The sequence below is a fragment of the Yersinia mollaretii ATCC 43969 genome (genome assembly GCF_013282725.1).
Taxonomy (GTDB): domain Bacteria; phylum Pseudomonadota; class Gammaproteobacteria; order Enterobacterales; family Enterobacteriaceae; genus Yersinia; species Yersinia mollaretii.
In genome coordinates this window covers 120,381-134,392 of the sequence record NZ_CP054043.1, presented here as the reverse complement: position 1 = coordinate 134,392, position 14,012 = coordinate 120,381, and the positions used below count along the sequence as shown (strand labels likewise).

Sequence of the window (14,012 nt, the reverse complement as noted above, 5' to 3'; positions counted from 1 at the left end):
TTTGGCTATTTGAACAAGAAGGAATTTAAGGCGCAGGGAAGGTGAAGCGCGTGTGAATCTCTTCCAATGCCTCCAGCACTTCCTGACTCAGCACCACATTCTGGCTATCAATATTACTTTTCAGCTGTTCCAGCGAGGTTGCGCCTAACAATGTGCTGGCGACGAAAGGCTGTTGGCGAACGAAAGCCAGTGCCATCTGCGCCGGATCAAGACCGTGACGTTTTGCCAGTGCCACATACTCAGCCACCGCCAATTGAGATTGTGGGCCGGTATAACGAGTGAAACGGCTGAACAAGGTATTGCGCGCGCCAGCAGGTTTAGCGCCATTAAGGTATTTGCCGCTGAGGGTGCCGAAAGCGAGGCTGGAATAGGCCAGCAACTCAATCCCTTCGTGCTGGCTAATCTCGGCTAAACCCACCTCAAAGCTGCGGTTTAGCAGGCTGTAGGGGTTCTGAATCGAAACAATACGCGGTAAGTCATGCTTCTCTGCCAGTTGCAAATAACGCATTACCCCCCACGGCGTTTCATTCGAGACACCGATATAACGGATTTTACCCGCACGCACTTGCTCATTAAGCGCTTCCAGTGTCTCAAGCAGAGTCACAACGGCGGTCTGTTCGCTGTAGCGATAATTCAACTTGCCAAAGCAGTTGGTGTCCCGCTGCGGCCAATGTAATTGATAAATATCGAGATAATCGGTATTTAGCCGTCTAAGGCTATCTTCCAGCGCGATGCGGATATTTTTCCGGTCCAGTGCCATATTGGGGCGGATCGGCTGATCGCTCCCTCGAGATGGCCCGGAGACTTTGCTGGCTAAAATGATCTTATCTCGGCTACCGCGTGCTTTGATCCAGTTGCCGATGTACTGCTCGGTTAACCCTTGGGTCTCTGGCCTTGGGGGAACGGGGTACATCTCTGCGGTATCAATTAAGTTAATACCGGCTGCAACGGCATAATCCAGTTGAGCATGGGCATCGGCTTCACTGTTTTGCTCACCAAAAGTCATGGTGCCCAAACCCAGCAGGCTGACTTCTAGTGAACTGTGGGGGATACGATGATATTGCATTGCCGACCTTCCTTAATGTCTGAAATTATCAGGCCATACCCTGTGTACTTGGCTTTGCTCTCTTGCCAATGATGTTGGGTATAAGTCAAACCCGCCTTATTCGACTATAACGAAGCACGGCAGTAGGGGGAAGCGTGTAAGGCGAAAGTGCAGAAAAAAGTGGGAAACGGGTGCGTTGAACCGCACCCGGAGGTGATTATGCTTTTTTATCCGCAGGCTTGTTTTTCTTTCCGCGCATTAGATTCAGGGTTTCAACCCCCATCGAGAAGAACATGGCGAAGTAGATGTAGCCTTTTGGAATGTGGATCTGGAAACTTTCCAGCATCAGCGTGAAGCCGACCAGAATCAGGAAAGAGAGCGCCAACATTTTGACTGATGGATGACGGTTAACAAATTCACCAATCGGTCTGGCAGCAAACATCATCACGCCCACAGAGATAATCACCGCCGCCATCATAATGAACAGATGGTCCGACAATCCCACTGCTGTGATGACTGAATCCAGACTAAAGATGATATCCAACAGCATGATTTGCACGATAGCACCGAAGAAAGAGCTGACGTTGCTGCTGTGCTCAGTATCACTGCCTTCGATGGTTTCATGAATTTCTTTACTGGCTTTCCAGATCAGGAATAACCCACCTAACAGCAGGATTAAGTCCCGCATGGAGACACCATGGCCCGCCAAGGTAAATAGCGGTTCGGTCAGGCGAATCACCCAAGCTATAGACGCTAGCAATGCCAAACGCATTAACATCGCCCCTGCCAAGCCGATACGGCGAGCTTTGTTCTGCTGTGCTTTAGGTAATTTTGCGACCACCAAAGAGAGGAAAATAATATTGTCTATCCCAAGAACAATCTCGAGGATAGTTAACGTGCCCAGCGCCAACCAGGCATTTGGATCGGCAATCCATTCAAACATTGCGCCTTACACCTTACGGAAATTACGTTACGGAAACACAAAAATACAATTATACGCTTTTATTTATTAATCGGAACATAGCTAACGCAATTGGCGTGGTGGCTTTGCTGTCAGCGGTATCAATTTCGGTGATGTTTTACAACAAAAAGTGGCGAGCCAGCATAGGGCCGGTAAAGGTTTTTTTCAGATAAAATCCACGGGGTAAGGTCATGATAGGCTGCCCCTGCTCGCCGATAGCTTCGGTTAATGCGCGACTATTGGCGGCCTTCGGGCGTAACTGCAGCACCTCGCCATGGCGCGCAGTGATACTCTCGACTTTACCCAAAACGATAAGATCCATTAACTCTTCCCAGTCGCGGCGTAGTAACTCTTCCTCTTCCGCATTTGGGCTCCACAATAGAGGTGCACCGACCCGACGCTCAGCCAGCGGAATTTGCCGCTCTCCTTCGACCGGCACCCACAAAACGCGAGCCAATTTGTGCCGCACATGGCTATTTTCCCACGTGATGCCGCTATTACCGGTCAATGGTGCGACGCAGACGAAGGTGGTCTCCAGCGGTTTGCCCTGACCGCTGATCGGAATAGTTTTCAGCTCAATGCCAATATCCGCAAAATCCTGTTCAGGTTTACTGCCTGCACTGGCCCCCAAATAGAATTCCAGCAACATACCCACCCAACCCTTGACGCGTTTTAAGTCCGCCGGGATAACCCATTGCGCACGTGTCGCCAACTCACCCAAAGTAAAACCTGACAAAGCTTGAGCGCGTTGAAAAAGTTGATGTTCATCGGTAGGAGGGGCGGGTGGCAGTGAGTAAACAGACATTGATGGCAACCTGCTAAAGTCGGTTAAAAAACAAACTGAATTAAAAGTGACGCTATCTGTGTTGTTGTTCAGTAGGGTAGAAATGAATAATAGCATGATTTAACGTAAGTTTTCTTTCCTTCCGCGAAGGGAATACTTTTATTCTGACTATCTTGTGCACCTGCTGACAGTAATAATGAACAGGATCTTACACCTATTTATCCACAGATTTATTGGATAACCTCAGTAATTCACGATCACTGGTTCAATTTACAGCCTTGACGATCGTTTTTTTTGCGAGTTTTGCTATTTTTTGCATAACTTTGACGCATTATCTGTGGATAAAAACTGCATTGATGGATCTTTAGCCAACGCCAGATCCAAAACGGTTATAGATCACATTTTTGTGTTGTGGATACCTGTGGGAAACCTGTTATTTAATTGAAATTAATCATTTATTTTTTTATATATTTTTGCCGTATTATTAGTTTCAAATGAGTTGTACCCGCTTTACCCTAGAGTTCTGCACACCTATATCCACAGAAAAAGTGAATAAAACAGCGTGTGCTTCCCTTAGGGTGTTTATAACTTTGCGAATATCTGTGAGTTATCCCCGAGTTATCAGGTTTTACTGTCTGATAAGCAGTGGTTTACCGCCTGTTGCTAGTGTGAAACAATCAGGGCATCTTTGCGTTTTTAAGCTTATCGAGGTAGTCCGGTGATCGATGATGATGGCTACCGCCCGAACGTGGGTATCGTAATTTGTAATCGGCAGGGCGAAGTGTTGTGGGCCAGACGGTACGGTCAGCACTCTTGGCAGTTTCCCCAAGGGGGGATAAACCCCGGTGAAACACCAGAGCAGGCTATGTATCGCGAACTTTTTGAAGAGGTAGGACTTAGCAAAAAGGATGTCCGAATTCTGGCTTCAACCCGTAACTGGTTGCGTTATAAATTACCGAAACGTTTGGTGCGTTGGGATACAAAGCCGGTATGCATCGGCCAAAAGCAACGATGGTTTCTGCTACAGTTAATGTGCAATGAAGCCGATATCAACATGCAACGCAGCAGTACCCCGGAGTTTGATGGCTGGAGATGGGTCAGTTATTGGTATCCGGTGCGTCAGGTGGTCTCTTTTAAGCGTGATGTTTATCGTCGCGTAATGAAAGAATTTGCTCCAACCGTCATGCCTGTGCAGGAGGTTGCTCCGCCACGGGTGCCGCCTGCTTATCGCCGTAAAAGAGGTTAAGTTAAGCCGATCATGCTCATGCGTTTGCGAGAAATAGTTGAGAAAGTGGCGATGGCAACCAGCCTGACGGATGCGTTAGAGCTGTTGGTCAATGAAACCTGTGTTGCGATGGACACGGAAGTCTGCTCGATTTATCTGGCAGATAATGACCGCCGTTGTTACTACCTGATGGCGACACGAGGTTTGAAAAAGCCGCGTGGTCGCATCATTACACTGGCTTTTGACGAAGGTATCGTCGGGCTGGTGGGTCGTTTGGCCGAGCCAATTAACCTGGCTGATGCTCAGAGCCACCCCAGTTTTAAATATGTTCCGCAAGTCAAAGAGGACCGCTTCCGCGCGTTTCTCGGGGTGCCTATTATCTATCGCCGCCAGTTACTCGGCGTGCTGGTGGTTCAGCAACGTGAGCATCGTCAGTTTGATGAGAGCGAAGAGTCGTTCATGGTCACGCTGGCAACACAGCTAGCAGGTATCCTTTCTCAATCTCAGCTTAATGCTATTTTTGGTCAGTATCGACAAACACGAATTCGTGCTCTGGCTGCGGCACCCGGCGTGGCTGTTGCTGAAGGGTGGCAGGACACCTCCCAGCCCTCCCTTGATCTGGTTTATGAAGCCTCAACGCTCGATACTGTTCAGGAGCGCGAACGCCTGACTCAGGCGCTGGAAGAGGCTGCGGCTGAATTCCGCCGCTTCAGTAAACGTTTTGCCGCCAGCTCACAAAAAGAGAGCGCGGCAATTTTCGACCTCTACTCCCACTTGCTCAATGATGCCCGCTTAAAGCGCGAGCTTTTTGCCCAAATTGATGCCGGTTCGGTGGCAGAATGGGCCGTTAAACAGGTGGTTGAACAATTTGCCGCGCAATTTGCCAACTTGCAAGACACCTATATGCGCGAGCGTGCCAGTGATCTGCGGGCATTAGGTCTGCGCTTGCTGTTCCACCTCGATGACAGCACGTCTGGGGCCAGCCAATGGCCGGAGCGATTTATTCTGGTCGCTGATGAGTTGACCGCCACCCTATTGGCTGAAGTGCCACAGGATCGTCTGGTGGGTGTGGTCGTTCGTGACGGTGCCGCTAACTCCCATGCCGCCATTTTGGTGCGCGCCATGGGTATCCCCACGGTGATGGGCGCGGATATCCAGCCAGCGCTGCTGAATCAGCGGCTATTGATTGTCGATGGCTACCGTGGCGAAGTGCTGGTCGATCCTGAGCCAGTGCTGGTCAAAGAGTATCAGCGGCTGGTGACCGAAGAGATTGAACTTAGCAAATTAGCTGAGGACGATGTCGAGCAACCTGCGGCCCTGAAAAGTGGCGAACGGATTCAGGTGATGTTGAATGCCGGTCTTAGCCCGGAACATGAAAAACTGCTGGGGGGACGAGTCGATGGCGTGGGTCTTTATCGCACTGAAATTCCTTTCATGCTGCAAAGTGGTTTCCCCTCAGAAGAGGAGCAAGTTTCACAATATCAAGGCATGTTGCAGCTTTATCCCAACAAGTCGGTGACCTTGCGCACCTTGGACATTGGTGCAGATAAACAACTGCCCTACATGCCCATCAGTGAAGAGAATCCTTGTCTGGGCTGGCGCGGCATCCGTGTCACCTTGGATCAGCCGGAAATCTTCTTGATCCAAGTCAGGGCGATGCTTCGCGCCAATGCAAGCACGGGTAATCTGGGCATTTTATTGCCGATGATCACCAGTCTGGAAGAGGTCGATGAAGCCAAACGCCTGATTGATCGCGCAGGACGTGAAGTTCAGGAAGTGCTGGGCTATGGGCTACCACAGCCGAAACTGGGTGTGATGATTGAAGTGCCTGCCATGATCTTTATGCTGCCTTACCTGAAGTCGCGGGTGGATTTCATCTCGGTTGGCACCAATGATCTGACACAATATCTGTTGGCGGTGGATCGTAACAATACCCGTGTTGCCTCGCTGTATGACAGCTTGCATCCAGCAGTGCTGCAAGTGCTTAGCCACATTTTGACGCAAGCGACACAATCAGGTTTGCAGGTGAGTTTGTGTGGAGAAATGGCTGGCGATCCTATGGGGGCGTTGCTGCTGGTTGGGTTGGGTTATCGCAATCTCAGTATGAATGGCCGCAGTGTGGCGAGAATTAAATACCTGCTGCGCAATATTGATTTGGCGGACGCGCAAGCATTGGCTGAACGGGTATTAACCGCCCAAATGACCACGGATGTGCGTCATTTAACGGCGGCATTTATGGAGCGCCGTGGTCTGGGTGGGTTGATCCGAGGGGGTAAATAGATGCAGGTTCGTTTACAGAACTTTTCCTTCTCATGCGCCCCTGAGTGACCCCTGCCTATGCTATTATGCGCAACCTGTAGCCCTAACCGGGCGAGAACACCTGTTTTCCCAAAAACAATAGACATTCCGTGGTGATAGATGAGCAATAGCTATCTGGCGTTTCCTAAATTCGATCCGGTCATTTTCTCCATTGGCCCGGTTTCCCTTCATTGGTATGGCCTGATGTACTTGGTGGGCTTTGTCTTCGCCATGTGGCTAGCGGTTCGTCGGGCCAATAAGCCAGGCAGCGGCTGGACAAAAGAAGAGGTCGAAAATCTCCTTTATGCCGGTTTCCTCGGTGTGTTTGTTGGTGGCCGAGTCGGTTACGTTCTGTTCTATAACTTGCCAGTATTCCTCGATAACCCCCTCTACCTATTTAAAGTCTGGGATGGCGGCATGTCATTCCACGGCGGTTTGATTGGTGTTATCTGCGTAATGCTGTGGTTCGCTCGTCGCACCAAGCGCAATTTCTTCCAAGTTGCCGACTTTATGGCGCCTCTGATCCCCTTTGGTTTAGGAGCGGGTCGTCTCGGTAATTTCATCAACGGCGAGTTATGGGGGCGGGTCACTACTGATACCCCGTGGGCCATGCTATTCCCGACCTCCCGTGGCGAAGATATTGCGATTGTTGCCGCTGACCCGGCGAAATGGCAGGCGATATTCAACCAATATGGCGTATTACCGCGTCACCCTTCGCAACTGTACGAAATGCTTCTCGAAGGGGTGGTGCTGTTTATCATCCTGAATCTGTTTATTCGTAAGCCGCGCCCTATGGGCAGTGTTTCTGGCCTGTTCCTGATTGGTTATGGTGCATTCCGCATCATCGTGGAGTACTTCCGCCAGCCAGATGCTCAGCTCGGCTTGTTCGACGGCGTGATCAGCATGGGGCAGATCCTATCTATACCTATGATTCTGGCCGGTATCATTATGATGATTTGGGCGTATCGCCGTCCTGCGCAACAACTTTCGTGAGGTAACATGAAACAGTATCTGGATTTGATGAAAAAAGTGCTGGAAGAGGGCACTCCTAAAGATGACCGTACCGGGACTGGGACAGTGTCGATTTTTGGGCATCAGATGCGTTTCAATTTACAAGATGGCTTCCCGCTGGTAACCACCAAACGTTGCCATCTGCGCTCTATCATCCATGAGCTGTTATGGTTCCTCAACGGTGATACCAATATTGGTTATCTGAAGGAAAACAGTGTTTCAATCTGGGACGAATGGGCAGATGAAAACGGCGATCTTGGCCCAGTCTATGGCAAGCAATGGCGTGCTTGGGGCGCTGCCGATGGGCGTCAGATTGACCAACTGAGCAATGTGGTTAAGCAGCTTAAGCAAGATCCCAATTCACGTCGCATTATTGTCTCTGCTTGGAATGTCGGTGAGCTGGACCAAATGGCACTGGCACCTTGCCATGCTTTCTTCCAGTTCTACGTGGCTGATGGCAAGTTGTCCTGCCAGTTATACCAGCGTTCTTGTGATGTCTTCCTCGGCTTGCCATTTAACATTGCCAGCTATGCCTTATTGATACATATGATGGCGCAACAATGTGATTTGGAGGTTGGCGATTTTGTCTGGACGGGCGGCGATACTCACCTATACAGCAACCATATAGAGCAAACGCACCTGCAATTGAGCCGCGAACCTCGGGCATTGCCGAAACTGATCATCAAACGTAAGCCTGACTCTTTGTTTGATTACCACTTCGATGATTTTGAAATTGAAGGATATGATCCGCATCCGGGAATTAAAGCCCCGATCGCTATCTAATCTTCTGACCGGAGCCATAATGGCTCCGGTTTTATCTCTGTCATCTTCTCTACTGCAACCCCTGCCCCCCAAAAAACGCCCTCACAGCAGCCATCCCCTAACCCTAAAAATGCGAACCGTGCCGTACTTTTTTCTGTATTTATGTCGTCGTAAATAAAGTTTTGCGCACCGTTTCCAGCCCTGATAATTAGCCGCTAGACCTCAAATTCTAGCGACGTAAACTTGCGGCATGAAAATTGACATCGCACCAAATAAAATAGGGCGAATAAATAATAATCGCCTGATAAAACAAAAAGGTATCAGCCTGATTGAGGTGTTGCTGGTTATTGCATTGGTTGGCGTGATGGCGACATGGGGGGCGCAAAGTTGGCACCATTACCGGCAACGGGAAAAACTGGCTGATAGCGCACGTCAATTACTGGCCTACTTAACACATTTGCAGGTGCAGGTGAATCGTAACAACGACACGGCATTATTGTGGATACAGAAAAATAGGCTGGGCTGCTTAGGCAGTGGCAATAACCCTGCAACGCCTTGCTCTGCATTAGCCGGCAACGTGTTTATTCTGCCTTATCCTGATGTCACTATCGCTATTTCATTGCAAAAAGATGTGGGTTTTTACGGGGTAAGAAACACGGCCCAAGCAGGAAGTATTCTACTCAATAGCCCCGCAGGGCGTATCCGGCTGATTATTTCCAGTCGGGGGCGAATGAGGTTGTGCAGTGAAGGCCAGTCAATATCAGGTATCTACGTATGCCAAGAGTGATCAAAAAACCAATAGGGCCACTATCGGAACACTTTTGGCATAAAGATATTTCAGGTTTTACACTGCCGGAAATGATGCTGGCATTAAGTATTGGCAGCATCATTATGCTTGGCTCGGCACAGGTTTTCCCTAAATTACGCCAGCAGATATCAACTTTGCAGCAGCACTACCATCTGGAACTGGTACTCAGTCAGGCGATGGCAACGCTGGAGAAGGATTTGCGACGAGCTGGTTTTTGCCACGGAGAGTGCAAAGGAAAAGCGGTCACTACACAGCAATATCCGGGTGAAACTACGGATTCTTGCCTGATCGTTGCGTATGACCTTAACCGTAATGGCCGATGGGAGGGGGAAAAGCATCAGGAGTCCGAATACTTTGGCTATCGTCTGCGCAATAAAGCATTGGAAACTCAACGTGGGGAGCTGAATTGCGCTGGTGGTGGTTGGGAAAGAGTGTTTGACCCAAAAGAGGTCACCGTAACGCATTTTTCTGTTCGACTCTTATCCGAGCCAGCATCTGCGCAGATTTACAGAGTGCAATTGGCTGGGCAAAGCACCAGCAATGCAGCAGTCCATCATCAGCTTATTTATAAGATTCGTGGGAATAATCTATGAAGCTGCATCGCCAACAGGGGGCTAGCACCTTAGCGGCAGTTGCCACACTTTTTGCTCTTGGCTTATTTCTACTGTCAGCTTTACATCGTCAATTAGACAATATTCAACAAATCACAGCGGAGGAACAACACCATTTGCGGGCTTTTAATCAGGCGGCATCATCATTGTCGTGGGGAATCAATCAGCATTGGACATTCACTCTGCCGTGGCGTGGGGGAGCCGTATGGCACTGCCATGACTACCCACTTTATGGCTTAAAAGCCTGTATTAAACCGGCAGCGCTGAGCGGTTTCTTTATCCTGAGAGGAGAGAGTCAGCCTCATGGGATACAGCCACCCTTGCTGCTTTATCAGCGCGTCAAACTGAAGGCTAATAAAAGAGAGAGGGAAGACCATCAATTGGTTAAAGCCGCTCATGGCTGGTTAGATTTTTGCCCAGATAAGGATGCACAATTTTGCATTTATTAAGATGTTGCCATAAACAACAACTTACCGAGGGGGAAGCTATCTCCCGACAACCGTTAGGATTTAGCCTGCCGGAAGCCTTAATCGCGGCACTGTTCTTTTCGGTTTCGCTATTGGGATTACTGCAATATCAGCAGGTACTTTTACAGGGTTTTTCTACTTTGTGGCAACAACGTCAGGCTTGGTCTCTGCTTCATCAACATATTGAGAGTATTGGAGATGATACGCCTAATAGGCCACTTATCATTGGAATGAAACCCCACTGGTCATATCACCAATCTGTCGGCAGAGTCGAAGGGGAGTGCACCGAGCATCGTTTCACTCTTGCTGTACGGTACAACCTGCAAGCTGAACTAAGCCGTTGGTTTTGCTCAGTGAGTGAGAGCTAGCTCCCTGCAACATTAAGTACCACGGGTGATAATGACGATAACCTATTGCACTCACTCATTATCAAGTTAGAGTATTAAACCTCAGGATTTATTCACAAGTGATAATCAGTTGGTTTAATCATTTATGAATATTATCCATAGTGCCTTTAGGGAGTCATCATGTTCACGGTTTATCATTCTAATCAACTGGATTTACTCAAAGCGCTAACCACCGCGCTGATAGAACGAGAGCCGTTGGATAACCCTTTCCAGCAAGAAGTGGTGTTAGTTCAAAGCCCCGGTATGGCCCAGTGGTTGCAAATGCAACTGGCACAACAATTCACCATTGCCGCCAATATTGAGTTTCCGCTGCCTGCCACTTTTATCTGGGATATGTTTACTCGTGTCTTGCCGGGAATCCCTAAAGAGAGTGCATTCAGCAAAGATGCGATGACGTGGAAACTCATGTGGTTACTACCAGATTTACTGGATGACCCTGTTTTTTTGCCGATGAAACGTTACTTAAGTGACGACGGCGATAAACGTAAAATTCACCAACTTGCGGCACGCGTTGCCGACCTTTTCGACCAGTATTTGGTGTATCGTCCTGAATGGCTTGAGGCTTGGGAACGAGGTCAACTCATTGAAAGTCTAGATGATGCCCAGCAGTGGCAAGCCAAGTTATGGGTTGAACTCACGCGCTATACCCGCGAATTGGAACAACCTGAATGGCACCGCGCCAATCTCTATCAGCGCTTTATCCGCACGCTACTCGACTCGGATGTTTGCCCCGCAGGGCTACCCAAAAGGGTATTTATTTGCGGCATATCAGCACTCCCCCCCATCTATTTACAGGCGCTGCAAGCACTGGGTAAGCATATTGATATTCATCTTATGTTTACTAACCCTTGCCGCTATTTTTGGGGTGATATTCAGGATTATGCTTTTTTAGCTAAATTACAAAGCCGCAAGCGCAAGCACTATCGCGAATCGATTGAGGGTAAATTGCTAAGAGGTGAGTCGCTTGAAGGTGAGTCGGTAGAAGTAAGCCTGTTTCGTCATCCTGAACAGGCTGAACAACTATTCAATGCTGACGGAGAGCAGGACCTCAGTAACCCGCTATTAGCCTCTTGGGGGCGACTAGGTCGAGATCACATGTACTTATTGTCACAAGTTGATGATATCCAAGAGGTACATGCTTTTGTCGATATCGAGCCAGATAACTTATTGCATGGTATTCAGCACGATATGCTGGAGTTGGAAGATCACGCGATTATGGGGACTACGCCGGAAACTTTAGCCCATAGCGACCAAAAACGGCTATTAGATCCGGCGGATCGGTCGCTGAGTTTGCATGTTTGTCACAGCCCTCAAAGGGAGGTTGAGGTTCTGCAAGATAACCTGTTGAGATTATTAGCCGCCGACCCTGAACTCACACCACGCGATATCATTGTGATGGTCGCAGACATTGACAGCTATACTCCCTACATTCAGGCCACATTGGGTAATGCGACGGGAGAGCGTTATCTACCCTTTGCGATTTCTGACCGTAAAGCCAGTCAGGCCCATCCCGCGTTACAGGCTTTTATTGCCTTACTTGATCTCCCCCAGAGCCGTTTTACCTCCGAACAAGTCTTGGCGCTGTTGGAAGTCCCTGCCTTAGCGAATAAATTTGGTATTACCGAAGATGGGTTGCGCCGTTTGCGGCAATGGGTGGGGGAGTCTGGTATTCGTTGGGGGCTGGATGATGACAATGTTCGAGAGCTATCTTTGCCTGCAACGGGGCAGCATACCTGGCATTTTGGTCTCACCCGCATGTTGCTCGGTTATGCCATGGACAGTGCGGCTGGGGATTGGCAAGGGGTCTTGCCCTATGATGAATCGAGTGGCTTGGCGGCTGAACTTGCCGGGCAATTAGCCGATATGTTGATGCAACTGAGCCAATGGCGGCTGTTATTAAGTGAATCGCGATCACTCAGTGACTGGTTACCACTGTGTCGCAGTTTGTTGGATACCTTCTTTGAATCCGATAGTGAAACTGAAGCCGTTTTGGTACTGATCGAGCAGCAGTGGCAGAAGGTTATCGGCTATGGTATTGCCGCCCAATATCCGGATCTCGTGCCGCTGAATTTGTTACGTGATGAGCTGGCCTCACGTTTAGACAATGAGCGTATCAGTCAGCGCTTCCTCGCAGGGCCAATTAACTTCTGTACCCTGATGCCAATGCGATCCATCCCGTTTAAAGTTGTTTGCTTATTGGGTATGAACGACGGTATTTACCCACGAACCCTTCCGCCGCTGGGATTTGATTTGATGGCAAAACAGGTTCGTCGTGGTGATCGTAGCCGCCGCGATGATGACCGTTATCTGTTCCTTGAAGCACTACTTTCTGCCCAGCAACAGCTCTATATCAGCTATATCGGGCGTTCAATTCAAGATAACAGTAAGCGCTATCCTTCAGTGCTGGTGAGTGAATTGATTGAATACATTTCACAGAGTTATCACTTGCCGGGAGATGAGGGTCTCAGCGCTGATGAGAGCGCCAAACGGGTTATTCAACACTTGCTCTGTTTACATGCTCGCATGCCATTTTCAGCAGAAAACTTTTTCGAAGACAGCGAACTACAGAGTTATGCTGCGGAGTGGCTGCCCTCCGCTGAATCCAAAGGGGTGGCGCATCCTGAGTTTAATCAGTCCTTGTCGCCTGAACCCTTACCTGAAATGACCTTAGATGAGTTAATTCGTTTCTATCGCCATCCGGTGAGGGCATTCTTCCAGCTACGGCTAGGGGTAAATTTTGTCATTGAAGAGACAGAATTACCAGATGAAGAGCCATTTACCTTAGATAACCTCAATCGCTATCAATTTAATACTCAGTTGCTAAATACACTGATAGAGGATGGCGATATTAGCGCTGTATTTACTCGTGCCCGAGCGGCTGGCAGTTTGCCTTATGGGTCCTTCGGTGAGCTTTACTGGGAAAGCCAGCAAGAAGAAATGGTGCCATTAGCTGACCAGATCCGTGAAGAACGTAAAGAGAGCCACAGTATTGAGCTTAATATGGAGTTTGGTGACACCACCCTCACAGGGTGGATTCATCAGGTTCAGGAGGATGGTTTAATTCGTTGGAGGCCTGCAGCCTTGACGGCAGTTGATGGGCTTTTACTGTGGATTGAACATCTGGTGTATTGCGCCGCAGGAGGTGAGGGTGAAAGCCGAATGTATGGCCGCAAAGGGACCGCATGGCGCTATCATGCTTTAGATTGTGATGAGGCACGGCAATATTTACAGCAGCTCATTACTGGATATCAGCAAGGGATGTGTGAACCTCTGCTACTGTTGAGTAAAAGTGGTTGGGCATGGCTGAGTCAGTGCTTTGATCGCGAGTCTGGTCAGATTCTGTGGGATGACGAAACGCAGACTAAAGCAAGAATGAAACTTTTACAGGTCTGGCAAGGTGACCAACGAGTGGCCGGAGAGGGGGAAGACCACTACGTTCAGAGAGTGATCCGCCTGATGAATAACCAACATCTCGACATGTTATTACACGAAACGGAACGTTATTTATTACCGATTGCCCGCCATAATAAGGCGTGAAAACTACGCGTCACTCAACCAGATGATCGTACATATCAAGACAAGCAATCCGGATATGTGTTTTAGCAGAAATTTTAAAGGGTTAGGGGAGAAACG

12 protein-coding genes are annotated in these 14,012 nt (G+C 49.0%); 9 read left to right on the top strand and 3 right to left on the bottom strand.

The window, feature by feature from the left end; genetic code table 11:
* Positions 1–25: 25 nt before the first annotated feature.
* The 3 genes from HRD69_RS00605 to mutH form a co-directional block, all read right to left on the bottom strand.
* Complete coding sequence (locus tag HRD69_RS00605; protein WP_004874455.1) at positions 26–1,066, bottom strand: NADP(H)-dependent aldo-keto reductase; 1,041 nt, start codon at positions 1,064–1,066, stop codon at positions 26–28.
* A gap of 196 nt (positions 1,067–1,262) precedes the next feature.
* Positions 1,263–1,988, bottom strand: a complete 726-nt coding sequence (locus HRD69_RS00600; protein ID WP_004874456.1) for a TerC family protein — start codon at positions 1,986–1,988, stop codon at positions 1,263–1,265.
* Between the two features lie 136 nt (positions 1,989–2,124).
* Entirely contained in the window at positions 2,125–2,811 is a 687-nt protein-coding gene (mutH, locus tag HRD69_RS00595) for a DNA mismatch repair endonuclease MutH (RefSeq protein WP_004874457.1), read from the bottom strand.
* A gap of 697 nt (positions 2,812–3,508) precedes the next feature.
* Here mutH and rppH point away from each other — a divergent pair.
* From rppH to recC, 9 genes are all read left to right on the top strand, one after another.
* Entirely contained in the window at positions 3,509–4,036 is a 528-nt protein-coding gene (gene rppH / locus HRD69_RS00590; RefSeq protein WP_004874458.1) for an RNA pyrophosphohydrolase, read from the top strand.
* 12 nt (positions 4,037–4,048) lie between these two features.
* A complete protein-coding gene (gene ptsP, locus HRD69_RS00585) occupies positions 4,049–6,295 on the top strand; it encodes a phosphoenolpyruvate--protein phosphotransferase (RefSeq protein WP_032813774.1) in 2,247 nt (748 codons plus the stop codon).
* 138 nt (positions 6,296–6,433) lie between these two features.
* Positions 6,434–7,306: a prolipoprotein diacylglyceryl transferase gene (gene lgt, locus HRD69_RS00580; RefSeq protein ID WP_004874460.1), complete on the top strand. Its 873-nt coding sequence runs from the start codon at positions 6,434–6,436 to the stop codon at positions 7,304–7,306.
* Between the two features lie 6 nt (positions 7,307–7,312).
* Positions 7,313–8,107 (top strand): thymidylate synthase, encoded by a 795-nt coding sequence (gene thyA, locus HRD69_RS00575; RefSeq protein ID WP_004874461.1) that lies wholly within the window; start codon positions 7,313–7,315, stop codon positions 8,105–8,107.
* A 229-nt stretch (positions 8,108–8,336) separates the two neighbouring features.
* Positions 8,337–8,873, top strand: a complete 537-nt coding sequence (locus tag HRD69_RS00570) for a prepilin peptidase-dependent protein (RefSeq protein WP_004874462.1) — start codon at positions 8,337–8,339, stop codon at positions 8,871–8,873.
* Positions 8,861–9,487, top strand: a complete 627-nt coding sequence (locus HRD69_RS00565) for a prepilin peptidase-dependent protein (RefSeq protein WP_032813775.1) — start codon at positions 8,861–8,863, stop codon at positions 9,485–9,487. The genes HRD69_RS00570 and HRD69_RS00565 overlap by 13 nt, the downstream gene beginning before the upstream one ends.
* Positions 9,484–9,954 (top strand): YgdB family protein, encoded by a 471-nt coding sequence (locus HRD69_RS00560; RefSeq protein ID WP_032813778.1) that lies wholly within the window; start codon positions 9,484–9,486, stop codon positions 9,952–9,954. The genes HRD69_RS00565 and HRD69_RS00560 overlap by 4 nt, the downstream gene beginning before the upstream one ends.
* A complete protein-coding gene (locus HRD69_RS00555; protein WP_032813780.1) occupies positions 9,942–10,340 on the top strand; it encodes a prepilin-type N-terminal cleavage/methylation domain-containing protein in 399 nt (132 codons plus the stop codon). The genes HRD69_RS00560 and HRD69_RS00555 overlap by 13 nt, the downstream gene beginning before the upstream one ends.
* Before the next feature lie 159 nt (positions 10,341–10,499).
* Positions 10,500–13,916 (top strand): exodeoxyribonuclease V subunit gamma, encoded by a 3,417-nt coding sequence (gene recC, locus HRD69_RS00550; RefSeq protein WP_004874465.1) that lies wholly within the window; start codon positions 10,500–10,502, stop codon positions 13,914–13,916.
* Positions 13,917–14,012: the final 96 nt, after the last annotated feature.